We start from the raw sequence: 24857 nt of genomic DNA, 5'->3' as shown, positions 1-24857 counted from the left end.
AACGAAGAGAATTGAGCAAATTTCGACATGCATCGTTTTTTGAAAAGAGCTGAGGACTCGGTAGCCGGAAAACATCCGGCTACTTCAGACCTTCCTTAGGGGATCGGGTCGTGTCTTGGACGAAGGAATAACGTGGTCGATCAATCCGCCAATTATCGGAAAATCAAATTGGGGCGTTTCAATCGTGATCGTTGCAGCGCGCAGTTCCACAAACAATTTCTCAATCTGTGAGAAGCTATAGCGGCTGTCGGAAATCGTTTTTCTCACTTGAGCGGGATCTACTAGAAGTTCCACACCGCCATCTGAGACAGGGCGTTGCCGTTCTGCGCAATACAAGACTGCCTCAACAATATCGGCGTGCCTCTGGCCTAGTCGACCTAGCACGCGACAACGCCCAAATGATGTATCTATCCAATCGCCTTGGCGATGCTGTGGACGCAGGCTAGGCTGATAAATCCTCAATCGGGCCAGTGAGGTAGTACTGGTGGGGACTACGGCGTTACCACCGCTCATCGTCATTCCCACTTACAACGTGCAAAGCGCGTTCCCTCTTCACCGCCTCCAATTCCACCGGCACAAGCACGCCACCGTCGTGGCGCTTGTACCATTGATCGAGCGGAGTGGCATCGTAGTTCTGTTTGCTAACACCAAAACGAACAAAGAAACCTCTTCGGTCATTACCGATGGGTTGCCGATCATAGCTGCGGTCGCTGAGAATTTTGGCCTGTTCCTCAGTCATCTTGGCGACGAAGCCGCACCAGCGGGCGTTGTCGATCAGAGCGGACGCACCTCGTGCTGCCTGCTGCTGATCGGCTTGCCCCTCGCGGGCGCTGCCCTTGCTGACATGATGCAGGTACAGGACTGATGCCCCGGTATGGGTAGCGACGTGCTCAAGCGTGGCGATAAGCCGCGACATGTCGCCGTTGCTGTTCTCGTCTCGGTCGTGAACTCGGCTTAGAGTATCCAGCACGATCAACCGGGCACCTTCGCAAAACTCGGTGATACGGACAAGATGCCGGTCATCCATGACGTTCAGCCGTTTACCCATGATCGACTCAAGGATGAGGTTCTTCGCGATGGCCTCGCGTGCCTGCTGATTCAAGTGCTGGCCTATGGCATGGATGCGGCGCACCAATGCAACTTCCGGGTCTTCCCCAGCGAAATAGACCACACGGCCAGCGCATGCGGGGGCAAGCCCAACAAGATCACCGCCGGCAACGCTGCATGCGATAGCCATTGCCGCTTCCAGCGCCCAGAAGCTCTTCCCTGTGGCTCCGGGAGCTACCAAGGCCCCTACTGTCCCAGCAAGAAAGCCCGGCCAAATGAAGTCTAGAGTGGGCGGCTCGTTCTCGAACGCAGCCCGTAAGTCAATCGCCACAATTCAGGCCCCCATTCCGGGCCGGGGAGCCGGACCGGCCCCCTTGCACGCATCAATCCATTCCTCGACTTCCCCCAAATCCCACACGACCTTACGGCTGCTGAGAGCAATACGGCGAGGGAATTTTCCCTGCTTTTCAAGGTTGTAGATCGTGCGCTCGCACAACGGGATCATTGCCAGCAACTGTTTCTTGCTGATCAGGACTTTTCTCGATTCTTTCTCCACACCGAATACCTCGTTTCGTGATCATTCGAGGTTCGATTATTGCCCCACATTTCTGGTATTTTCCAGCATTTTTAGACAATTTCCCCATATAAATCAATCAGTTAGGTGTCCGTCAAACGTCCGGTTTCGGGACGGGGATAATCACCCAATCTCTTGTTTTATCGGTAGTTTTTTTAAACGAAATTCAGAGAAAATAAGTGTCCCTAAAACGTGCGTTTCGGGACAAAAAAAAGCCCACCGAAGTGGGCGTTTCGCCACAAACGAACGGGCGCCATGTGCTCTGTAGTCCACGAAGCTCGGTATCAGCCCTCGGAGCGCGGTCTCCTAAGCGTCCACTCGTCGATCATGTCCGCCCAATCCTGCAGCATCGCCCGACGCTGATCTCGATATTCGGCCTTGTTGTAAACCGCTCGCACACCCTTCTGTTCGTGTGCGAGGCACTTCTCGATCCAATCGGTGTTATAGCCAGCCTCATGTAACAATGTGCTGGCAGTCCGGCGCAAGTCGTGCGGCCCGAACTTGCCTAGCGACTGCCCCTCTTTCTGAGCGAGGCGATAGGTCAGCGTTAGCACTTGATTGAGAGTGGCACTGCTCATCGGTAAGTCAGAGTCATAGCGCGATGGAAGAACATATTCCGAGCCACCCGCAAAGGTTTTCAAGGCAATGAAAATATCAAGCGCTTGCCTGGACAGGAACACCAAATGCGGATTACGGCGCTTCATCCGCTCTTTGGGAACTGTCCAGACTGCTTCGCTGAAATTGATTTCGCTCCAAGTCGCATTGGTCAGTTCACTTTTGCGAACCATGGTTAGCAACAGCAACTTAGCCGCAACACGCACCGAAGAAGCGGTACCAATGCGTTCCATGTACTGATACATCAAGGCGATTTCATCAGGAGTCAAGGCCCGATCGCGCGGCTCGAATTTTGCGATGCTGGTAGGCCGCACCAGATCAGCCGGGTTCTCAACCTTCTGACCACGTTCGATTGCCCATCGAAAGACCTGCATCACAATCTCCCGCGAGTGAACTGCTGTTGCCGGAGCACCTCGCTCAACGATGCTGTCAGTCAGCGCTCGCAGGTCCTCATGCGTAATTTCAGCGAGTTTCTGGTTGCCAAATTTCGGCTTTAGCTCTCGTTCGAAAACCGAGCGGCGCATATCGCGGGTGGAATCAGCCATTTGGTACCCACGCAGCCATTTTTCAGCCCAAGCCCCGAACGTCTCCGCATCCCTGACGCGGCCCTTTTCTCTGGCCTTCTCTTTGGCTGGCGACTTCCCAGCGGCGATCATCTTTTTTGCCTCGCCGAGCCGTTCCCGGGCTTCCGCTAGGGTGATGCCCCCTACACCGTAACGGCCGAAGGTGATGGTCTCCTGCCTACCGTGGATCGAGTAGTTGTAGCGGAATGAAATCGAACCCGCAGGTGTGATGGCCACGTAGAGGCCGTCACGGTCGTTCACTTTGTAGAGCTTGTCCTTTGGCTTGAGGTTGCGCAGCTTGGTATCAGTCAGCATGGTCGTGTTGGGTTTCCTTTTAAAAATACCATGCTCAAATTTCCCCGCATTTAATCTAAAAATTGCTTATAGATCAGCCAGTTAATCACATTCAGTACCATGAGAGGCTTATCAGGGGCAACATGGTATCAAGTGCCGGACATGGCCTCAGTTTCAGATCGTACCATCTATCGTGCCATAGGAACGGGGTGCTTGGCCATGCGAAAATTTGCCAGACAGTGCCAAGCTCGGAATAAAGCTCGGAATGAAAAAGCCCGCATTTACGCGGGCTTAGAGGAGTGTTAATGCTCTTTAGTGCCGGTCTATGCCGGATGCGGGATCATTCCCACATCATTCCCACTCAATCGTCGCCGGTGGCTTGCTCGACACGTCGTACGTCACGCGGGAGATGCCTTCGATTTCGTTGATGATGCGGCCGCTGACGGTTTCCAGCAGTTCATAAGGCAGGTGTGCCCAACGTGCGGTCATGAAGTCGATGGTTTCGACGGCGCGCAGGGCTACGACCCAGGCGTAGCGGCGGCCATCGCCTACCACGCCAACCGATTTGACCGGCTGGAACACGACGAATGCCTGGCTGACCTTGTGGTACCAGTCGGCTTTGCGCAGTTCTTCGATGAAGATGTGGTCGGCGCGGCGCAGCAGGTCGGCGTACTCTTTCTTCACTTCGCCGAGGATGCGGACTCCCAGGCCCGGACCCGGGAACGGGTGACGGTAGACCATGTCGTACGGCAGGCCCAGTTCCAGGCCCAGACGACGAACCTCGTCCTTGAACAGCTCGCGCAGTGGCTCGACCAGTTTCAGGTTCATTTCTTCCGGCAGGCCGCCCACGTTGTGGTGCGACTTGATCACGTGAGCCTTGCCGCTTTTGGCGCCAGCGGACTCGATCACGTCAGGGTAAATGGTGCCCTGTGCCAGGTACTTGATGTTGTCCAGCTTGGTCGATTCGGCATCGAAGACGTCGATGAAGGTGCGACCGATGATCTTGCGCTTCTTCTCCGGGTCGCTTTCGCCTGCCAGATTGTCGAGGAACTGCGCTTCGGCATTGGCGCGGATCACCTTGACGCCCATGTTCTCGGCGAACATGGCCATTACCTGCTCGCCTTCGTGCAGACGCAGCAGGCCGTTATCGACGAAAACACAGGTCAGCTGATCGCCAATGGCCTTGTGCAGCAGTGCCGCGACGACCGAGGAGTCAACACCGCCGGACAGGCCCAGCAGCACATTGTCGGTGCCGACCTGAGCGCGAACCTGAGCGATGGCGTCTTCAGCAATCTTCGAAGGGGTCCATAGGGCTTCACAGCCGCAGATGTCGAGGATGAAGCGCGACAGGATGCGACCGCCCTGTTTGGTGTGGGTCACTTCCGGGTGGAACTGCACGCCATAGTAGCCGCGGATGTCGTCGGCCATGCCGGCGATAGGGCAGCTCGGGGTGCTGGCCAGCACATGAAACTCTGCAGGCAGCTTGGTGACCTTGTCACCATGGCTCATCCACACGTCCAGGCCGAAAAGACCGTCCGCATCGATATGGTCTTCGATGCCATCGAGCAGGCGGCTCTTGCCGACGACGTCGACACGGGCATAACCAAACTCGCGCAGCTGGGAGCCTTCAACCTTGCCACCCAGTTGCTCGGCCATGGTCTGCATACCGTAGCAGATACCGAAGACCGGGACGCCCAGATCAAATACCGCTTGCGGGCAGCGCGGGCTGTCAGCTTCGTGCACGGACTCGGGGCCACCGGCGAGGATGACGCCTTTTGGAGCGAATTCGCGAATCGCTTCATCGTCCATGTCGAACGGGTGCAGCTCGCAATACACACCGATCTCACGTACTCGACGAGCGATCAGTTGGGTGTACTGGGAACCGAAGTCCAGGATCAGGATGCGGTGGGCGTGAATGTCGAGGGCCATTAGTCATTCTCGTCGAAAATCAGAAACAAGACGGGGCTGTAATGAACAGCCCCGCTACACAATGCTTGAAATGGGCCTGAAGCATCAGGCGCATTTCGGTCAACCTACGCGATAGTTCGGTGCTTCCTTGGTGATCTGCACGTCGTGGACGTGAGATTCGGCCATACCGGCGCCGGTGATGCGCACGAACTCAGGCTTGGTGCGCATTTCCTGAATGTGGGCGCTGCCGGTATAACCCATGGAAGAACGCAGGCCACCCATCAGTTGATGAATGATGGCGGCCAGCGAGCCTTTATAGGCAACGCGGCCTTCGATGCCTTCCGGCACTAGCTTCTCTGCGCCTTCGGACGAGTCCTGGAAGTAGCGGTCGGAAGAGCCTTGCGCCTGGGACATCGCACCCAGCGAACCCATGCCGCGGTAGGCCTTGTAGGAGCGACCCTGGAACAGTTCGATTTCGCCTGGCGCCTCTTCGGTACCGGCGAACATCGAGCCCATCATCACGCAATAGGCACCGGCTACGATGGCCTTGGACAGGTCACCGGAGAAACGGATGCCACCGTCGGCGATCAGCGGAACGTCAGTCCCTTCCAGCGCAGAAGCGACGTTGGCAATGGCGCTGATTTGCGGCACGCCGACACCGGCAACGATACGGGTGGTGCAGATTGAGCCAGGGCCGATACCGACCTTGACGCCGTCAGCGCCAGCTTCGACCAGTGCGCGAGCAGCAGCGCCGGTCGCGATATTGCCGCCGATGACCTGTACGTCAGGGAAGTTCTGCTTGACCCAGCGAACGCGGTCGATCACGCCTTTGGAGTGACCGTGAGCGGTGTCGACAACGATAACGTCGACGCCTGCAGCGACCAGGGCGCTGACGCGCTCGCCGGTGTCCTTACCGGTGCCGACCGCAGCGCCGACGCGCAGGCGACCTTGATCGTCCTTGCTGGCCAACGGGTAGGCTTTGGATTTCTCGATGTCCTTGACGGTCATCATGCCCTTGAGCGCGAACTTGTCGTCGACGATCAGGACTTTTTCCAGGCGGTGCTTGTGCAGCAGCTCGCGGACTTCGTACTTATCGGCACCTTCGCGAACAGTGACCAGACGCTCTTTGGGCGTCATCACTTCACGTACTGGCACATCAAGACGATTTTCGAAACGAACGTCGCGAGAAGTCACGATGCCGACGAGTTCGCCGTCGTGCAGGACCGGCACGCCGGAAATGTTGTGTTGACGGGTCAGTTCGAACAAATCGCGAACCGTGGCGTCAGCCTCGATGGTGATCGGGTCCTTGACCACACCCGCTTCGAACTTCTTGACCTTGCGCACTTCGGCAGCTTGCTGCTCGACGGTCATGTTCTTGTGGATGATGCCGATACCGCCTTCCTGAGCCATGGCGATGGCCAGACGGGCTTCAGTGACGGTGTCCATAGCGGCGGAAACGAGGGGGATGTTCAGTTCGATGCCACGGGTCAATCGGGTTTTCAGACTGACTTCGTTGGGAAGCACCTCGGAATAACCGGGCACAAGGAGAATGTCGTCGAATGTAAGGGCTTCTTGGCTGATACGCAGCATCGCTGGGCTCCCGAGCGGGAAAATGGAAGCGCGCCATTATACCCAGACAAGTGCCCTTGCTCAATGTAAAGATCAGTCTATTTGCGAATCCCGATCAGGGGCCAGACGCTACATTTATAGTCGTGCTTTGACGTAGGACACGGGGCGATCCAGACGTTCGGCGAACTCTTCCACGAAACTCGTCTTCAACCCCGCATCCAGCCAGTCACTGAAGATGAATCCGAGGTTGGAAAAGCCGCATGGATCGAGAAAAAGAAAGCCATTAATGTCGTCTTCATGACGGCATTCCGGACAAATGAAGTTGTCCGTATGGCCCGGCATCCACTCTTCCAGACTGTCGAACAAGGCCTCACCTATCTCGCGACGGCATTCGGGGCACCCGGCCTCCTCCTTGAAACCTTGCTGCGGGGTATAGATGCAGCGCTTGAGCACGATCTCCAGGCCATTGACCGACTGGCCGTACGGCAACGCATCGGGGTGTTCGACAAAGCGCCGTGCCCCGGGGGCTATCGCATAGGCCATTCGGTTGAAGCTGCGCCCGCAGGTGGTCAGGTTTTGCTCTACAACGTCGAGCTTCACCAGCCAGCGCAGAATCGCCCGCGCCTTTGCCTCATGGGCAGGAAAGCTGGAGATTTGCGGGACGATGATGCTTTGGCTGTTCATGACGGGCCTGTATGACGTGTGATCGAGGGCGGCAGCTTAATACGCCCGCCCGCGAGGTCAAGCACAACGCTCAACCCGCCAGGTAACGACCAATCAGCACGACGCCGCTGACCAGAACCATCCAGGTGACCAGACGCACGAACGTCTCACGGGACAAGCGCATGACCAGGCGACGACCGATCCACGAGCCGACGATCATCGCTGGCAGCAAGCAGACCGCCAGCACCAGCAGCGAAACCTGCGCATATACACCGGTAATCACGAACAGGCTCAGCCGCACCAGGGTGCTGCAACTGATGAGTGCATTTTGCGTAGCGCGAGCCTGGGCCTTGTCGGTCAGACGGCCATTGAGATAGATCGCATATAAAAAGCCGCCACTGCCGAACAGAGCCCCGAACAGCCCGCCCATCGTCCCCATCGGCACCGACCAAAGTGCCGACAGCTGCGTCGGACGTACTTTCACGGCCAGGCTGTAAAGCGAATAACCAACCAGGAACAAGCCCATCATTAATAGAAGAACATCGGACTTTAAGTTGAGCAGAAACAGCACGCCCAAGGTACAGCCGACCGCCATGCACGGGATCATGCGCAGCAGCTCGTTACGCACCACCGACTCCCGGGATGGCAAGAGGTGACTGAAAGCGGCAAGGAAATCCAGCATCACCAGCAGCGGAATGATCCGCGACAGCGGCATGAAGTGGATCAGGATGGGCGCTGCGACCAGAGCCGTACCGAAACCGGCGATGGCGAAGACTACGTAGGCGGCGATAACCCCACCTTCTATGAACAGCCAGCCCAATGGGGTCAGTCCCAACGATTCGACGACGCCCGACAATTCGGCGAGGGTGGTGAGCATTTTTTCGTCCTTGGATAAAACGGCGGCGTACAGCATATCCCGAGATGAATAAACGGTCAGGGCAATACGTAATCGCTCACCCAGGTTTTGCGCCTGCGCCTATTAATCTGGTGACCTGTCCCCCAATGCCTTTATCATGCCTGCCATGATCAAAGACCCCTTCGCAAGACTCGGCCTTGACCGGGAAGTCCTTACTGTCAGCCAGCTCAACGGCCGCGCGCGCGTGCTGCTGGAAGATGTGTTTTCCAACATCTGGGTCGAGGGCGAGATTTCCAACCTGTCGCGTCCGGCATCTGGTCATGTGTATTTCACGCTCAAGGACACCGGCGCGCAGGTACGTTGCGCGCTGTTTCGCAGTAACGCTGCGCGGGTGCGTCAGGCGCTGAAAGATGGGCTCGCGGTCAAGGTGCGTGGCAAGGTTTCGCTGTTCGAAGGGCGTGGCGACTATCAGCTGATCCTCGATACCGTCGAACCGGCGGGTGACGGCGCTCTGCGTCTGGCGTTCGACGCACTGAAAGAAAAACTCGACGCAGAAGGCCTGTTCAGCGCCGAGCGCAAGGTCCCCCTGCCCCTGCACCCACAGCGCATCGGCATCGTCAGCTCGCCCACGGGCGCGGTGATTCGCGACATCATCAGCGTGTTCCGTCGCCGCGCGCCGCAGGTCGAACTGACGCTGATTCCGACTGCGGTGCAGGGCCGCGAAGCGATCAATCAGATCGTCCGCGCGCTGAAACTCGCTGATTCCCGTGGCTTCGACGCGCTTATTCTGGCCCGTGGCGGCGGCTCACTGGAGGACTTGTGGTGCTTCAACGAAGAAGCCGTGGCCCGCGCCATCGATGCCTGCGTGACGCCGATCGTCAGTGCGGTCGGCCATGAAACCGACGTTTCCATCAGTGACTTCGTCGCCGACATACGCGCGCCTACGCCGTCTGCTGCTGCCGAGCTGCTGGCCCCTGACTCCAGCGACCTGCATCGTCGCGTCGAGAGCCTGCAGCGCCGCCTGATCAGCCGCATGCAGGATCGGCTGATGCGCGAGCAACTGCGCCTGGACGGCATCTCTCGCCGCTTGCGTCATCCAGGTGAGCGTTTACGCCAACGCGCCCAGCGCCTGGACGATCTGGACATGCGCATGCGCCGGGCGTTCGAACAGCAGATGCACAAACGCCAGGTGCGCATGAGCCACCTGCAAAGCCGTCTGGCTGCACAACATCCGGGACGCACCCTGGCATTCCTGCGTCAGCGCCTGAATGTGCTGGCCGAGCGTCTTCCCCGAGCTATCAGGGAAGACCTCAAGACCCGTCGCCTGCAATTGCAAAGTCAGGTGCAAACGCTGAACGTGGTCAGCCCGCTTGCAACGCTCGGTCGTGGTTACAGCATTTTGCTGGACGAACGCGGCAGGGCCATTCGGGCCGCCGAGCAGACTCACACAGGCCAGCGTCTCACGGCAAAGCTGGGCGATGGCGAGTTGCAAGTGCGGGTCGAGGACAATCATTTGACACCCGTCACCCTTTCTCTTCTGGATTGAACGATGCTGCCTCTTATCTCCCGCTCGTTTGTCGCTGCCGCTCTCGCCTTATGTCTGGCGCTACCTGCCTATGCCGACAGCTACATAGCACGCCTGCTGAACAAGCCCGTACCCGGCGGCGTTGCGGTCGTGGACCTGGGCCCGGCCATTCAGGCACCGAAAGCGACCTTTCAGGGTAAACCGGTGCTGGTGGTCAAGGATCAGGATGCACACTGGCTGGCGATCGTCGGTATCCCGTTAAGCGTCAAACCCGGCACTTCACAGCAGGTCATCAGCGCGGGCCGCAACTTGCCCTTCACGGTCGGTAACAAGAAATACCCGGAACAGCACATCACGTTGAAGAATCAGCGCCAGGTCAATCCAAACCCGGACGACTTGAAACGCATCGAGCAAGAGCTGGATATACAGGTTCGCGCCTATCGCAGCTTCAGCCCGGTCACGCCAAGCAACCTGCTGCTGGATAAGCCCGTCGATGGTCCGCTCTCCAGCAAATTCGGTGTACGGCGCTTCTTCAATGGCGAAGAACGCAATCCCCACGCAGGCCTGGACTTCGCCGTTCCAGCGGGCACGCCGATCAAGTCCCCTGCCGCGGGCAAAGTCATTCTGATTGGCAACTACTTCTTCAACGGCAACACGGTATTCGTCGACCACGGACAAGGCTTCATCAGCATGTTTTGCCACATGTCGAAGATTGACGTGAAAGTCGGCGACGCGGTGCCTCGCGGCGGTGTGGTGGGACGCGTAGGCTCGACGGGCCGTGCAACCGGGCCGCATATGCACTGGAATGTGAGTCTGAACGATGCGCGGGTTGACCCGGCCATTTTTATCAACGCTTTCCAGCCCTAAAACTCAACCCAATGCACGTTGAAAACATAGGGCAGTGAGCTTGCGCACGAAAGCGACATCACGTTGGCCAGGATGCTGAATAGGCCGACGCCGTCGTGAGCAAGCGCTCTCTCACAGAGGCGGCATTGCGCTTTGCAAAATCAACCGACAACAAATAGCCGAAAAACGTCCATTAACGGTTAAAAAATTGCGCTAATTTGCACGTTTCTGAATTTCCTCCCATTTTTTTTCAACTGCTTGCCAGCTTTCACCCCATTGGTTACGGTTGCTGACATGAAAAACGCTCACACCCTCATTCTGCCGCGTCAGCATCGCTGCCTCAGTCTCGTCAGTGCACGACTGCCGGGCTGATTCGCAGTGCCTCGACCCTGTCCGTCTTATTAATCGGTTGGCCGCTCTCTCCCGGCCCTGAGTACAAAAAGGATTATTCACATGACCATGCTCAAAGATCCCTCGACGAAATACCGTGCGTTTCCGACCATCGATTTGCCTGACCGTACCTGGCCTACCAAGACCATTATCGAGGTGCCGATCTGGTGCAGTTCCGACTTGCGTGACGGTAACCAGTCGCTGATCGAGCCGATGGATTCGGTCAAGAAACTGCGCTTTTGGAAAACCCTGGTTCAAGTGGGCGTGAAAGAAATCGAAGCCTCCTTTCCCGCCGCATCGCAAACCGATTTCGACTTCGTGCGTACCTTGATCGAAGACGGCCACATCCCGGACGACACCACGATTCAGGTGCTGACCCAGGGCCGTGAGGACCTGATCGCCCGCACTTTTGAATCCCTGCGCGGCGCCAAAAAGGCCATCGTGCATTTGTATAACGCTACGTCGCCGTCATTCCGTCGCATCGTCTTCAATCAGGACAAGGACGGAGTCAAGGCCATCGCGGTCAACGCCGCCAAGCTGTTCGTCAAATACGCAGCCCAACAGCCAGAAACCCAGTGGCAATTCGAGTACTCGCCCGAAACCTTCAGCGCCACCGAGCTGGACTTCGCCAAGGAAGTTTGCGACGCGGTGATCGAGGTCTGGAACGCTACACCGCAGAACAAAGTGATCCTTAACCTGCCAGCGACGGTTGAAGTCGCGACGCCGAACATTTACGCCGATCAGATCGAGTGGTTCAGCCGCAACATCACCCGTCGCGACAGCGTGATCATCAGCCTGCACACCCATAACGATCGCGGCACAGGTGTTGCCGCGACCGAACTGGGGCTGATGGCCGGTGCCGATCGTGTCGAAGGCTGCCTGTTCGGTAACGGCGAGCGCACCGGTAACGTCGATTTGGTGACTGTTGCCCTGAACATGTACACCCAGGGGCTGAACCCGCAACTGGACTTTTCCGACATCGACGGCGTGCGCAAGGTTGTTGAGGAGTGCAACCAGATTCCGGTTCACCCTCGTCACCCCTACGTCGGCGACCTGGTCCATACCGCGTTCTCCGGCTCGCACCAGGACGCTATCCGCAAAGGCTTCACCCAGCAGAAAGAGGATGCGCTGTGGGAAGTGCCCTACCTGCCCATCGACCCGGCGGACATCGGCCGCAGCTACGAGGCAGTGATTCGCGTAAACAGCCAGTCCGGCAAAGGCGGTATCACCTATCTGCTGGAACAGGAATACGGCATCTCGCTGCCGCGCCGCATGCAGATCGAGTTCAGCCAGGTGGTTCAGGGTGAAACCGATCGTCTGGGCCTGGAAATGACGGCGCAGCAGATTTACTCGCTGTTCAAGACTGAGTACCTGCAGGCTAACAAGCCGTACGCGCTGGTCAGCCATCGTCTGCAGGAAGAAAACGGCCATAGCGCCGTTGAAGTCGAAGTCACTGGCAAGGGTGATGGCGAAAGCAATCTGCATTGGAAAGGCCGCGGCAACGGTGCGCTGGAAGCACTGGTTGCGGGTTTGCCGGTCAAGGCAGAAATCATGGACTACAACGAGCACGCCATCGGTGCAGGCACCACGGCCAAGGCCGCAGCCTATATCGAACTGCGCGTGAACGGCGAGCGCGCTGTCCACGGTGTCGGTATCGACGAGAACATCACTACCGCCAGCTTCAAGGCATTGTTCAGTGCCTTGAACCGAGCATTGATGCAAGCCGAAACCACCCAGGCAGCGTAATAGTAGGCGGGGGTGCGGGGGCCGCTGGGCTGCTGTGGGAATGAGCCTGCTCACGCGGACGGATGACAGACGCCTGGATGCAGTGCAAGTCCTGGCCCTTCGGTGACCAAGCTCGTTCCCACAGGTCTTGAGGCATGAGCCAATAAACGATTCGGATGACCTCCAACTGGAGCGTTAACCGCTTACATTCATGTGCCATGACAACAAAAAAGGCCCTGAAGCCAACGCTTCAGGGCCTTTTCATTGATGGCTTTACGATCAAGCGGTGGTGCTGACCGTGCCCTTCATCAGTTCCAGCAAAGCCGCCTGCTGGGCGTTCAGCTGCGCCATGGTTCCAGCAATCTGCTGCTGGACCGCCATCACTTGCTGTGCTTTCTCTTCTTCGGGCGCCTTACTGTTCTGCGCCACCGCCAGTTGGGCCTGCTGTTGCTGGAGGATCTTTTGAGTCTGCTTGATCTGTTCCTGTAATTGCTCAATGGCTTGATCGGACGGCGACGAGGGCTGCTCGTCAGCCCTGCCGGTGCCTTTGGCCTGTGGATCCTTGTAGACGCTCCCCCGCAGATTGACATTGACCGTGGCGGCGTCGCCTTTGGTCGACTCGTCATTTTTGAGGGCAGCAGTGAAGACGCTGGAATAGGCACTCAACGAACTGGTATTGATTGTGGTCATGATGGACTCCTGTTCTGTGCTCTTTGTATCGACCCGCTTACAAAGAACTGAAGAGCATCATTTCACGCGCGCGAAAACGCCCCACAGCCAACGACTATGGAGCGCTTTCGCGTTGGAGGATCAAGCGGTGGTGTTGATGCTGCCGGACTTCTCCAACTGCACCAAAGCGGCTTCCTGGGTGGCAAGAGTGGCAGAAGTAGACGAAATCTGGCCCTGAATGGCCATTGCGCGCTGGGCTTTTTCTTCGTCGGAGCCTTTGCTGGCCTGAGCGGCCGCCAGTTGCTCTTCCTGTTCCTGCAACTGCTTCTGGGTTTCCTTGATCTGCGCTTCGAGCTTCTCGATCGCTTGCTCGCTTTCGCTGGACGAACTCGAGCTGCCGCCTGCCCCGCCTGCAGGAGCGGCGCCGCCGGCCTGCGTGGTAGAACTGGTCGAAGCATCTGTCGCCGTGATGGAGGTATCGCTGTCAGTGCTGGCGGTCGTGGTGGCGTCTTTCTTGATCGCAACAGTGAAGCTGCTGGAGTAAGACGCAAGTGAGGACATACTGATGGTGGTCATACCGATCTCCTGTTTTGGTACAACGCTATCGACCGCTCTACCTACAAACTCTATGACTTTAGTGTATCTGGAATGTATCAGCGTCGAGATATGCCGGGAAACTCTGCCGATATGCGTCCAGACGCTGCGCACACAGGCTCACCTGAAACACGCCATCGGCCTCACAGACGTTCAATACGCTCTCACCCTGAAAGTCCAGAACCTGGCTGTCGCCCGTGTAAGCGACGCCCTTGCCGTCGATGCCAATCCGGTTAACCGCAGCGACGTAGCACAGGTTTTCGATGGCCCGCGCCGGTAACAGACGATTCCAGTGCTGTCGCCGAGCCCCCGGCCAATTGGCGGTATACAGCAACAGATCGGTGTCCTGCACACCTCGGCTCCACACAGGGAAACGCAGGTCGTAGCAGATCAGCGGACGGATCCGCCAGCCTTTGAGTTCGAACTGCACCTGACGCTCGCCCGGACTGTAATGTTCGTGTTCGCCCGCCATCCGGAATAGATGACGCTTGTCGTAGTGCAACAGCTCACCGTCGGGGCGCGCCCACAGCAGGCGATTACGATGACTGCCATCGGCAGCGCGAATGATGATGCTGCCGGTCACCACTGCATCCAGGCGCCTGGCCTGATCCAGCAACCACCGGGAGGTGATACCGTTTTCAGGCTCGGCGAGCACTTCGGACTCCATGGAAAACCCAGTGGTGAACATCTCTGGCAAGATCACCAGGTCTGCGCCTTGCGCCTGTAACAACAGCTCTTGGAAGTGCGCATGATTGGCCTGGCAGTCATGCCAGGCCAGGGTGGTCTGCACCAGAGCGATGTTCAGGTTTTCCAGCTGGCTTAAATCGCGCATAGTTTTTCCGCTGCCAGACGCAGCGTCTCCTCACGCTTGGCAAAGCACAGGCGAATCAAACGCTGACCTGGCAGCGGACTCTGATAGAACACCGACGGCGGGATGCTCGCCACCCCGTGCTCTCGGGTCATCCAAAGCGACATCTCGACGTCATTCAGATCAGGTCGAATCTGCGAATAATCGACCAGCTGAAAATAAGTCCCGGCAGCGCGCGTGAAGGTGAAGCGCGAGGTTTGCAGCCGGTCGCAGAAGAAATCACGCTTGGCCTGATAGAACGCTGGCAGTTCTTCGACATGTTCCGGGCACGCGGCCATGAAATCGGCCAAGGCCCATTGCAGCGGGGTAACGCCGCAGAAAGCGACGAACTGATGGACCTTGCGCATTTCGGCAGTCAGCGCCGGCGGTGCTATCAGGTAACCGGTTTTCCAGCCGGTCACATGATAGGTCTTGCCGAACGAACTGATTACGAAAGCACGCTCATAAAGCTCTTCATGCGCCAGGACGCTGACGTGCTTCACCCCGTCGAATACCAGATGTTCGTACACCTCGTCACTGACAAGGTAAATGTCCCGGTCGCGGATCAACGCTGCCAACCGGTCCAGTTCCTCACGGGTGATCAGGGCGCCACTGGGGTTGTGCGGAGTGTTGATGACGATCATGCGGGTCTTGGGGCTCAGCGCCGCGCCGAGCTGTTTCCAATCGATGGAGAACTCGCCGTCCTTGAGTTGCACGTGCACGCAACGCCCGCCCGCCAGCTCGACCGAAGGCTCGTAGCTGTCATAACACGGGTCGAACACGATGACTTCATCGCCCGTGCGCACGACGGCCTGAATCGCGCAAAAGATTGCGTGGGTCGCACCGGGCGTGATGGTGACTTCGGTGTCGGCATTGACCTGACGACCGTAGGAGCGCTCGATCTTGGCTGCGACCTGCTGCCGTAATGCGGGCAGTCCGGCCGACGGCGCATATTGGTTGAACCCGTCCATGATCCGGCGGCAGAGGGCTTCGCGCAGCGCGTCGGGCCCATCGAAATCCGGAAAGCCCTGGGACAGATTGATCGCTCCGGTATCGGCTGCAAGCTGGGACATCACACTGAAGATAGTGGTGCCTACGTTCGGCAATTTGCTGGTGATCATCGGGTTTTCCTGCTCCACACCCGGCTCCAGGACGGCACGGGGACTCGCAGAATAGCCCAGACAACACCCACAAAAAAGGCGCTATACGCGCCTTTTCCAGGAAAGTCCGTGACCCGTTCAGCGCTTGTCGCGGCGCTTCTTGTCGGCTTTCTTGTGGTGCGACATCATCCGACGCTTCTTGTTGACCTGACGATCAGTAAGGGTGTTCTTGTTGCCTTCGTACGGGTTCTCGCCGCCCTTGAACTCGATACGGATAGGCGTACCTACCAGCTTGAGCACACGCCGGTAGGTATTCTCCAGATAGCGCACATACGACTTCGGCACTTTTTCGACCTGGTTGCCGTGGATCACGATCAGCGGTGGGTTCGCACCGCCCAAGTGAGCGTAACGCAGCTTGATACGACGGCTGCCGACCATCGGTGGCGCGTGTTCACTGACCGCGTCTTCGAGGATCTGGGTCAGACGGCTGGTCGGCCAGCGAGTAACAGCCGACTTGAACGAGTTCTGCACCGACTGGTACAGGTTACCCACCCCCGTGCCATGCAGCGCCGAGATGAAGTGGATATCTGCGAAATCAACGAAGAACAACCGCCGCTCCAGCTCGATCTTCACGTAGTCGCGCTCGCTCGGCACCATGCCATCCCACTTGTTCAGCGCGATGACAAGCGCACGACCGGCTTCCAGCGCAAAGCCCAGCAGGTTCAGGTCGTGGTCGACGACACCCTCACGGGCGTCCATCACAAAGATCACCACGTTGGCGTCCTTGATGGCCTGCAGGGTTTTAACCACGGAGAATTTTTCGACTTCCTCGTGGATCTTGCCGCGCTTGCGCACACCCGCGGTGTCGATCAGCGTGTACTTTTCGTCGTTACGTTCGAACGGGATATAGATGCTGTCACGCGTGGTGCCGGGCTGATCGTAGACGATGACACGGTCTTCACCGAGCATGCGATTGACCAGCGTCGACTTGCCGACATTCGGGCGGCCGATGATGGCAATCTTGATGCCGTCTTTTTCGCTCGGACCTGGAATGCGCTTGGCTTCTTCGCCTTCGGCGACGACTTCCTCTTCGCCCTCTTCCACTTCATCGGCGTCTTTGGGGAACTCGCGCAGGGCAATTTCCAGCATCTGCGTGATGCCGCGACCATGAGCACCGGCTACCGGAATGGCATCACCCATGCCCAATGGGGCGAACTCGGCACGCGCCATGTCAGGGTCGATGTTGTCGACCTTGTTGGCGACCACATACGAGGTCTTGTTGCGCTTGCGCAAGTGCTCGCCAATCATCTGGTCGGCGGCGGTAAAGCCCGCTTTGGCATCTACCAGGAACAACACGACATCGGCTTCTTCGATGGCCAGCAGCGACTGCTCGGCCATCTTTTCGTCCATACCGTGTTCATCACCGGAAATACCGCCAGTGTCGATCAGGATGTAGGTACGCCCTTGCCACTTGGCCTCACCGTATTGGCGATCACGGGTCAGACCGGACAAGTCGCCAACGATGGCGTCGCGAGTCCTGGTCAGGCGGTTGAACAAGGTGGACTTGCCGACGTTCGGTCGACCCACCAGGGCGATTACGGGAACCATGCGGCTCTCCACTTCGTTATTTCAGAAAATACAAAAGCCGCTGCAAGGCAGCGGCCGGAGTTCGGAGCGGCACCCGAAGTGCCGCAAGCCCCGTCAGAGCGGGGCTGCCAGAGGAACCCGTTGCCACGGATCGCCTCCAGCATGGACAGCCGTCACTTGATCGTCAGGGCTTCCAGCTTGCCACTGTTACCAAAAACGTAAATGGTGTTACCCGATACCAGAGGGCGGGCACGCAGACCATCGCTGTCGATCTTTTCCCGGCCAACGAAGTGACCGTCGACCTGGCTGAGCAGATGCAGATAGCCTTCCATGTCGCCGACGGCTACGTAGCTGGAGAACACTTCAGGCGAACCCAACTGACGGCGAGCCAGCGAGTCGTTGCTCCACAGTGCCGTGGACGAACGTTCATCGACCCCTTCCACGGTGCCGTTGGCCAGGGAAACGTAAACGCTGCCAAAGCCCTGGGCCACGCCCGAATAGCTCGACGCATCACGTTGCCACAGTACGCGACCGCTTTGCAGTTCCAGACCCGCAACGCGGCCCTGATAGGTCGCAACGTACAGCGTGCTGCCGGACAGCAACAGGCCACCATCGATATCGACCACTCGATCCAGCTCCGAGCGACCTTGTGGAATAGCGACACGCTGCTCCCAGACCGGTACGCCGTTGGTGGTGTCCAGTGCCACGACCTTACCGGTCGACAAACCAGCGATAGCCAGTTGCGAAGTGACGATCGGCGCACCGGTGCCACGCAGGGTCAGTACCGCAGGACTGCTTTCGTAGATCCAGCGCTGATCGCCAGTGGTGGCATCGTAACCGATAACCTTGTCGTCCTGAGTCTGGGCAACGACCACATCACCATTGGTGGCTGGAGCGGACAGCACTTCGCTGGTCGCCTTGGCCTTCCATTTCTGCTCGCCGGTCGATTCGTCGAGAACGATGACTTCGCCACGCAACGTGCCGAGCATGATCATGCCGGAACCTACGCCAACTGCACCTGAAACAGGCTGCTCGAGCTCTTTCTTCCAGACCACGTCACCGTTGCTGCGGTTGATCGCCATGACCAGACCTTTAGCGTCGGCAGCGTAGATGTTCTCGCCGTCGATGGCTGGAACCAGCATGTTGTAGATGTCGCCCTGGCCGTCACCGACCGAACGGCTCCACAGCTTCTGCAGGGACACTTCAGCCTTGAAGTCCGTCAACTCGGCCGGAGGCAATTCCTTTTTGCTGTTGCTGCTGCAACCCGCGGCCACAATGGCCAGGGCCAGCAATGCTGCATGTTTCCAACGAATCACGTCACGCATCCCCTTTCGCCAGATCGTCGAGCTTCATTTGCAGGCCGCCCACTGCCGATTGCTCGGACAGTACAGCCTTGGCCTTTTTGTATGCAGCGTAGGCCTCATCGGTACGACCCAACTGCACCAGCAGGTCGCCACGCAGTTCTTCACGGGCAGCTTCGAAAGACTTGTCGACGTCACCGTCGAGCAGCTTCAGTGCATCTTCTGCCTTGTTCTGTGCAGCAAGCACGCGAGCCAGGCGCTGACGGGCGATTTCGCCCAGGGTCGGGCTGGCTGGCTTGTCGCTGACAGCCTTCAATTCGTTTGCCGCATCATCCAGCTTGCCAGTGTCGACCGCGACCTTGGCCACGAACAGGCTGCCGTACTGAGCGTAGGCCGTGCCACCGAATTCGCTTTTCAGCTTGCCGGCGATTTCGGCAACCTGACCGGCATCCGCCTGACCGCTTGGCGTCAGCGCCGTTTCCAGCAGCTGCTGGTACAAAGCTGAAGCACCTTGAGCCTGATTGTTCTGATAGCGGTGCCAGAACTGCCAGCCCAACACTACGATCACCGCAAGCAGAGCACCGGTGACCAATGGCTTGCCGTTACGCTGCCACCAGTCCTTCACCGCCACCAGCTCTTCATCATCGGTACTTGACACCCCAATACTCCTATTCGCAAAAACAGCTTCCGAAGTGGCTGCGCTCGATCATGCTGCGTTGAAAACAGGCTCGTAATGCCTGTTTTGACCTTGCCTGACCTTCGCTCGTCGACTTCTCGTTAAATGCCTGTGGCTTCAACCCTGCACAATGCAGGCGCCCAGGTGCTCCGAAAGAGCATCCCAGGCAATGTTCTGTTGCTCACCCTGCCCGCGCAAAGGCTTGACGCCCACTTCCTTACGGGCCAGCTCTTCGTCACCGAGAATCAGCGCGCAGAGCGCGCCGCTCTTATCGGCTTTTTTGAACTGGCTCTTGAAGCTGCCCGCTCCGGCATTGACCTGCAGGCGCAGATTCGGCGCCTGATCACGCAAGCGCTCCGACAACCCCAGTGCAGCCAGTTCGGCAGCTTCGCCAAAGGCGCAAACGTATACGTCGATGGTGCGCGAGATTTCTTCCGGGACCTGTTCCAGGGTTTCCAGCAGCAGCACCAGACGCTCAATGCCCATGGCGAAACCGACACCTGTGGTCGGCTTGCCGCCCATCTGCTCGACCAGACCGTCATAACGACCGCCCGCGCAGACAGTACCCTGAGCACCCAGTTGATCGGTGACCCATTCGAAAACCGTCTTGCTGTAGTAATCCAGCCCGCGTACCAGTTTCGGATTGATCACATAGGGAATTGCGGCCGCGTCCAGACGCGATTTCAGACCCTCGAAATGAATCCGCGATTCATCATCCAGATAGTCCGCCAGCTTCGGCGCATCCACCAGCACGGCCTGGGTTTCAGGGTGCTTGGTGTCGAGTACACGCAGCGGGTTGGTCTTCAGACGGCGTTGGCTGTCTTCGTCCAGTTGCTCCAGGCGTGCCGAAAGGTACTCCACCAGCGCTTCACGATAGCGGGCACGCGCCTCACTGGTGCCCAGGCTGTTCAACTCGAGTTTGACCGCGCTACGGATGCCCAGCAGGCCCCAGAGGCGCCAGGTCAGCACGATCAACTCGGCGTCGATATCCGGGCCATCGAGGTTGAAGACTTCGCAGCCAATCTGGTGGAACTGGCGATATCGGCCTTTCTGTGGGCGTTCGTGACGGAACATCGGGCCGATGTACCAGAGTTTCTGCACCTGGCCGCCACCAGTGATGCCGTGTTCCAGCACTGCGCGCACGCAGGCCGCCGTGCCTTCAGGGCGTAGGGTCAGCGAGTCACCGTTGCGGTCGGCAAAGGTGTACATCTCTTTTTCGACGATGTCGGTGACTTCGCCGATGGAGCGCTTGAACAGGTCGGTGAACTCGACGATCGGCATGCGGATCTGCCGGTAACCGTAGTTATCCAGCAAACGCGATACCGTGCCTTCGAAATAGCGCCACAGTGGCGTCTGATCCGGCAGGATGTCGTTCATGCCACGAATGGCTTGCAGAGACTTACTCACAAAAATTCCTTGGAAACTGGGTTAGCCGCGCGCGATCAGCGCTGCGTCGGCCTGGACCTTTTCGGCCGCTTTCTTACGGATCAAGCGCTCGAGCTCATCCACAAGATTGTCATTGGTCAGCTTTTGTGACGGCTTGCCATCGATGTAGATCAGGTTAGGCGTACCGCCGGTGAGGCCGACATGGGCCTCCTTGGCTTCGCCAGGACCGTTCACTACGCAGCCGATTACCGCGACATCCAGCGGGACCAGCAGATCTTCAAGACGCCCCTCCAGCTCGTTCATGGTCTTGACCACATCGAAGTTCTGCCGCGAACAGCTTGGGCAGGCGATGAAGTTGATGCCACGAGAACGCAGGTGCAGCGACTTGAGGATGTCGTAACCGACTTTCACTTCCTCGACAGGATCGGCAGCCAGCGAGATACGGATGGTATCGCCAATTCCTTCGGCCAGCAGCATACCTAGGCCGACGGCCGATTTCACTGTGCCTGAACGCAAACCACCCGCTTCGGTGATACCCAGGTGCAGCGGCTGGACAATTTGTCTGGCCAGCAAGCGGTAGGCTTCAACGGCCATGAACACATCCGAAGCCTTGACGCTGACCTTGAAGTCCTGGAAATCCAGACGATCGAGATGTTCGACGTGACGCAACGCCGACTCGACCAGCGCAGCCGGAGTAGGCTCGCCATATTTTTTCTGCAGATCCTTTTCCAGTGAACCGGCGTTGACGCCGATGCGAATCGGAATGCCGCGATCACGGGCTGCATCGACCACCGCCCGCACGCGGTCCTCGCGACCGATGTTGCCCGGGTTGATGCGTAGGCAATCAACGCCCAGCTCGGCCACGCGCAACGCGATCTTGTAGTCGAAATGGATATCGGCGACCAGAGGCACCTTGACCAGTTGCTTGATACGACCGAATGCCTCGGCGGCATCCATATCGGGTACGGAAATGCGAACGATGTCCACGCCTGCGGCTTCCAGACGGTTGATCTGGGCGACGGTGGCTGCGACATCGTTGGTATCGCTGTTGGTCATGCTCTGCACCGCAATTGGCGCATCGCCGCCGACCGGCACGGAGCCGACCCAGATTTTACGAGATTCGCGACGTTTGATCGGAGATTCGCCGTGCATGACTTATTGCCCCAGCTTCATGCGAGCCGTCTGGCCCGAGGTGAAAGGTGTGACATCCACCGGCTGACCGTTGTAGCTGACCTGCGCGGCACGGGCCACGCCCAGACGCACGGCCAAAGGCGGCTTGCCACTGACGTCCACGTTATCGCCCGCACGCTTGAGCCCGCTGGTCAGCACCTTGCCGTTACTGTCGGTCACCTGGAACCAGCAATCGGCGGTGAACTGCAATTGCACCCGACCGAAACCTGCCGGAGCCGGCGCGACCTCAGCGGCCGCTGGCGCCTGAGACGCAGCGGGTGCAGAAACGGCGGCAGCGGCCGGAGCGGCTGGCGTGCTGTGGGCAGGCGGTGCCGCAGATGTGCTATGGGCCGGCGCCGCGGATGCTGCTGGCGCAGTGGTGACCGGCGCAGGTGTGGTTGGCGCAGCGGATGTCACAGGTGTTTGAGCGGAGGAGTCCGTGTTGTTCAGTGGCAGCGGCGCCGTGTTGCTCTGCCCTTGCTCGATCGCCTGATCTTCTGGCTCGTCCAGAGGGTGAATCTGGGTAGTGCCGTCGGCGCTTTCGACTTCGACGTGTTCCATGCCCGGACTGGCCGGCTCCTTGCCGCGCGAGCTCGGTTGATCCTGCAGCCAGACGAAACCGCCGCCGATCAACGCCACCAGCAACAGCAGGCTGACGATGCGCAGAATGTTATGGGACAGCCGCACCGGCTCTTCGATGCGGCCCAGTGCATGCACGTCACTGCCCCTGCCGTCGGTGCCGGTGTACTGGTCGAACTGACTGACCAATGCACTCTGATCCAGGCCAATGAGTTTCGCATAGGCACGAATGTAGCCCCGGGCGAAGGTGTGGCCCGGAAGCTTGTCGAAGTCGCCCGACTCCACATAACCCAGGGAAGTCGTGGTGAGGTTAAGCCTCAAAGCCACATCTGGTAGCGACCAGTTTTTACTCTCGCGTGCCTGGCGCAACGTTTCACCGGGGTTCGTGCGAGTGGCTGCTACAACTTCGGGATGCGCCGCTTTCATCATTGCTCCGACAGGTATTGCTGATATTCCGGCGTACCGGGATAGAGTCTTTTTAGTTGCAGGCCATAGCTGGCTGCCTTGTTGCGATCGTCATAGATCTTCGCCAGACGCGTACCGAGCAACAGGCTACGTGCATTCTGCTCGCTAAGCTGGCTGAAACGGTCGTAGTAGTCACGCGAGGGCACATAATGCCTGTCTTCGTAAGACAACTCAGCCATTTCCAGCAAAGCTCGCGGTTGCTGACGATCAAGCCTCAGGGCCTTGCTGAACTGGTCCAGCGCCGCCTCACGATTACCCAGCATCAGCGATGTCATGCCCAGGTTCTCGAAAACCCTGGCGCGCTCGGCGTAGAGATTATCATCGGCTGCCTGCTCGAAGCGCTCGTAAGCTTCCTTGTAATGCTTCTGCTCGTAGAGAAAGCTGCCGTAGTTGTTGAGGATACGGGCATCCTTCGGGCGGGAGGACAGCGCTTTTGTGTAGTACTGGCCGGCAAGCTCCGGCTCGGCCTCGGCCTGAAACACCAGGCCCAGCGCTGCATTGGCGTCCGCATCGGAACTGTCCAGTTCCAGGGCCTTCTTCAGCGGTGCCTTGGCGCGCTCCATCTGCCCTTGCTGCAGGTAGCCAAGGCCCAATTGCACATAAGCCTGACGAGCATCTTCGCGTCCCTTGCCGGTACTCAGCGGATCGACGTTGCCCGTGGAAACACAACCCACCAGCGACGTGGCAAAACACAGCAGCAGCGCAGCGCGCAGAGACATGGAGATCCTCTCAGTCAATTTCGCAGTCAGGTGCGGGCCGAAGCCACCTGAACCCCTTCGCTCTCGGCACTGAGTTCGCGCACAGCGATGTAGCGTTCGCTGCGGCGAGTACGGTCCATCACCTGCCCGACCAACTGACCACAGGCAGCGTCGATATCCTCACCGCGCGTGGTGCGTACGGTAACGTTGAATCCGGCCTGATGCAGCAGATCCTGGAAACGACGAATCGCGTTGTTGCTGGGACGCTCGTATCCCGAATGCGGAAACGGGTTGAACGGGATCAGGTTGATCTTGCAAGGCGTGTCCTTGAGCAGCTCGATCATCTCGACCGCATGCTCGGGCCTGTCGTTGATATCCTTGAGCAGGGTGTACTCGATTGTCAGCACGCGTTTCTCGCCCAGCGCCGACATGTAGTTGCGGCACGACTCAAGGAGCATTTTGAGCGGGTACTTCTTGTTGATCGGTACCAACTGGTTGCGCAGTGCATCGTTTGGCGCGTGCAGCGAAAGCGCCAGCGAGACGTCGATATGCTTGGCCAGTTGATCGATCATCGGCACCACGCCCGAGGTGGACAAGGTCACCCGGCGCTTGGAAATGCCGTACCCCAGGTCATCCATCATCAGATGCATGGCCGAGATAACGTTGTCGAAGTTCAGCAATGGCTCGCCCATCCCCATCATCACCACGTTGGTGATGGCACGGTCGATGGTCGCCGGGACACTGCCGAAGGATTTATTGGCAATCCACACCTGACCGATGACTTCGGCGGCGGTGAGGTTGCTATTGAAGCCTTGCTTGCCGGTCGAGCAGAAACTGCAATCCAGCGCACAGCCCGCCTGGGAAGAGACACACAAGGTGCCGCGTTTACCCTGTGGGATGTAAACGGTCTCGACGCAGCTGCCGGACTCCACGCGCACCACCCATTTACGGGTGCCGTCGCTGGAGATGTCCTCGCTGACGACTTCAGGACCACGAATTTCGGCACGACGCTCGAGCTTTTCGCGCAGCGCCTTGCCGACGTTCGTCATGGCTTCGAAGTTATCGACGCCAAAGTGGTGAATCCACTTCATGACCTGACCGGCGCGGAAGCGTTTCTCCCCGATGGACTCGAAGAATTTTTCCATTTCCGGCTGGGTCAGACCCAACAGGTTGATTTTGCCAGTCGTATCAGTCATGGATTCACCCTCAC

General features: G+C 58.4%; 22 protein-coding genes. 3 read left to right on the top strand and 19 right to left on the bottom strand.

Annotation, left to right across the window (positions count from 1 at the left end; genetic code table 11):
- Positions 1 to 499: 499 nt before the first annotated feature.
- The 7 genes from EC915_RS20155 to EC915_RS20125 form a co-directional block, all read right to left on the bottom strand.
- Positions 500 to 1378, bottom strand: coding sequence for a helicase RepA family protein (locus EC915_RS20155; protein WP_133752270.1), 879 nt, complete (start codon positions 1376 to 1378; stop codon positions 500 to 502).
- 3 nt (positions 1379 to 1381) lie between these two features.
- Positions 1382 to 1603: an AlpA family transcriptional regulator gene (locus EC915_RS20150; RefSeq protein WP_133752269.1), complete on the bottom strand. Its 222-nt coding sequence runs from the start codon at positions 1601 to 1603 to the stop codon at positions 1382 to 1384.
- A gap of 302 nt (positions 1604 to 1905) precedes the next feature.
- Complete coding sequence (locus EC915_RS20145) at positions 1906 to 3114, bottom strand: site-specific integrase (RefSeq protein WP_133752268.1); 1209 nt, start codon at positions 3112 to 3114, stop codon at positions 1906 to 1908.
- Between the two features lie 330 nt (positions 3115 to 3444).
- Positions 3445 to 5022 carry a glutamine-hydrolyzing GMP synthase gene (guaA, locus tag EC915_RS20140; RefSeq protein ID WP_133752267.1) on the bottom strand — a complete coding sequence of 526 codons (1578 nt, stop codon included), beginning with the start codon at positions 5020 to 5022 and terminating at the stop codon, positions 3445 to 3447.
- Positions 5023 to 5121: 99 nt separating this feature from the next.
- Complete coding sequence (guaB, locus tag EC915_RS20135) at positions 5122 to 6591, bottom strand: IMP dehydrogenase (RefSeq protein WP_133752266.1); 1470 nt, start codon at positions 6589 to 6591, stop codon at positions 5122 to 5124.
- A 114-nt stretch (positions 6592 to 6705) separates the two neighbouring features.
- Positions 6706 to 7254: a sugar ABC transporter ATPase gene (locus tag EC915_RS20130; RefSeq protein ID WP_133752265.1), complete on the bottom strand. Its 549-nt coding sequence runs from the start codon at positions 7252 to 7254 to the stop codon at positions 6706 to 6708.
- A 70-nt stretch (positions 7255 to 7324) separates the two neighbouring features.
- Positions 7325 to 8110 carry a sulfite exporter TauE/SafE family protein gene (locus tag EC915_RS20125; protein ID WP_133752264.1) on the bottom strand — a complete coding sequence of 262 codons (786 nt, stop codon included), beginning with the start codon at positions 8108 to 8110 and terminating at the stop codon, positions 7325 to 7327.
- Between the two features lie 145 nt (positions 8111 to 8255).
- Here EC915_RS20125 and xseA point away from each other — a divergent pair, with 145 nt between their 5' ends.
- The 3 genes from xseA (at position 8256) to leuA (ending at position 12596) form a co-directional block, all read left to right on the top strand.
- Entirely contained in the window at positions 8256 to 9635 is a 1380-nt protein-coding gene (xseA, locus tag EC915_RS20120; RefSeq protein ID WP_166651047.1) for an exodeoxyribonuclease VII large subunit, read from the top strand.
- 3 nt (positions 9636 to 9638) lie between these two features.
- Positions 9639 to 10481, top strand: coding sequence for a M23 family metallopeptidase (locus EC915_RS20115; protein WP_133752262.1), 843 nt, complete (start codon positions 9639 to 9641; stop codon positions 10479 to 10481).
- Between the two features lie 432 nt (positions 10482 to 10913).
- Entirely contained in the window at positions 10914 to 12596 is a 1683-nt protein-coding gene (gene leuA, locus EC915_RS20105; RefSeq protein WP_133752261.1) for a 2-isopropylmalate synthase, read from the top strand.
- 258 nt (positions 12597 to 12854) lie between these two features.
- Here leuA and EC915_RS20100 read toward each other — a convergent pair whose 3' ends face one another.
- The 12 genes from EC915_RS20100 to rlmN all read right to left on the bottom strand — a co-directional run bounded on the left by EC915_RS20100 (position 12855) and on the right by rlmN (position 24843).
- Entirely contained in the window at positions 12855 to 13265 is a 411-nt protein-coding gene (locus tag EC915_RS20100) for a hypothetical protein (protein ID WP_133752260.1), read from the bottom strand.
- A gap of 120 nt (positions 13266 to 13385) precedes the next feature.
- On the bottom strand, positions 13386 to 13820 hold the full coding sequence (locus EC915_RS20095; protein WP_133752259.1) for a hypothetical protein: 435 nt from the start codon (positions 13818 to 13820) through the stop codon (positions 13386 to 13388).
- Between the two features lie 58 nt (positions 13821 to 13878).
- A complete protein-coding gene (locus EC915_RS20090; protein WP_133752258.1) occupies positions 13879 to 14670 on the bottom strand; it encodes an amidohydrolase in 792 nt (263 codons plus the stop codon).
- On the bottom strand, positions 14658 to 15806 hold the full coding sequence (locus EC915_RS20085) for a pyridoxal phosphate-dependent aminotransferase (protein WP_133752257.1): 1149 nt from the start codon (positions 15804 to 15806) through the stop codon (positions 14658 to 14660). Before EC915_RS20085 ends, EC915_RS20090 begins: the two co-directional genes overlap by 13 nt.
- Before the next feature lie 117 nt (positions 15807 to 15923).
- Positions 15924 to 17393, bottom strand: a complete 1470-nt coding sequence (gene der / locus EC915_RS20080) for a ribosome biogenesis GTPase Der (RefSeq protein WP_133752256.1) — start codon at positions 17391 to 17393, stop codon at positions 15924 to 15926.
- A 152-nt stretch (positions 17394 to 17545) separates the two neighbouring features.
- The gene (gene bamB, locus EC915_RS20075) at positions 17546 to 18697 is read right to left on the bottom strand and encodes an outer membrane protein assembly factor BamB (RefSeq protein WP_133752255.1); all 1152 of its coding nucleotides are present in this window, start codon (positions 18695 to 18697) and stop codon (positions 17546 to 17548) included.
- Positions 18690 to 19331, bottom strand: a complete 642-nt coding sequence (locus EC915_RS20070; protein ID WP_133752254.1) for a tetratricopeptide repeat protein — start codon at positions 19329 to 19331, stop codon at positions 18690 to 18692. The genes bamB and EC915_RS20070 overlap by 8 nt, the downstream gene beginning before the upstream one ends.
- A gap of 135 nt (positions 19332 to 19466) precedes the next feature.
- Positions 19467 to 20756 (bottom strand): histidine--tRNA ligase, encoded by a 1290-nt coding sequence (gene hisS / locus EC915_RS20065; RefSeq protein WP_133752253.1) that lies wholly within the window; start codon positions 20754 to 20756, stop codon positions 19467 to 19469.
- 21 nt (positions 20757 to 20777) lie between these two features.
- Positions 20778 to 21887 (bottom strand): flavodoxin-dependent (E)-4-hydroxy-3-methylbut-2-enyl-diphosphate synthase, encoded by a 1110-nt coding sequence (gene ispG, locus EC915_RS20060; RefSeq protein WP_133752252.1) that lies wholly within the window; start codon positions 21885 to 21887, stop codon positions 20778 to 20780.
- A 3-nt stretch (positions 21888 to 21890) separates the two neighbouring features.
- A complete protein-coding gene (locus EC915_RS20055; RefSeq protein WP_133752251.1) occupies positions 21891 to 22910 on the bottom strand; it encodes a RodZ family helix-turn-helix domain-containing protein in 1020 nt (339 codons plus the stop codon).
- On the bottom strand, positions 22910 to 23668 hold the full coding sequence (pilW, locus tag EC915_RS20050) for a type IV pilus biogenesis/stability protein PilW (RefSeq protein ID WP_133752250.1): 759 nt from the start codon (positions 23666 to 23668) through the stop codon (positions 22910 to 22912). Before pilW ends, EC915_RS20055 begins: the two co-directional genes overlap by 1 nt.
- A 26-nt stretch (positions 23669 to 23694) precedes the next feature.
- Positions 23695 to 24843 carry a 23S rRNA (adenine(2503)-C(2))-methyltransferase RlmN gene (rlmN, locus tag EC915_RS20045; protein ID WP_133752249.1) on the bottom strand — a complete coding sequence of 383 codons (1149 nt, stop codon included), beginning with the start codon at positions 24841 to 24843 and terminating at the stop codon, positions 23695 to 23697.
- Between the last annotated feature and the right edge of the window lie 14 nt (positions 24844 to 24857).

The organism is Pseudomonas sp. LP_7_YM, assembly GCF_004364435.1.
Lineage (GTDB): Bacteria > Pseudomonadota > Gammaproteobacteria > Pseudomonadales > Pseudomonadaceae > Aquipseudomonas.
Note: the sequence above shows the minus strand (reverse complement) of the source record. Positions and strands in the feature narration are given on the sequence as shown.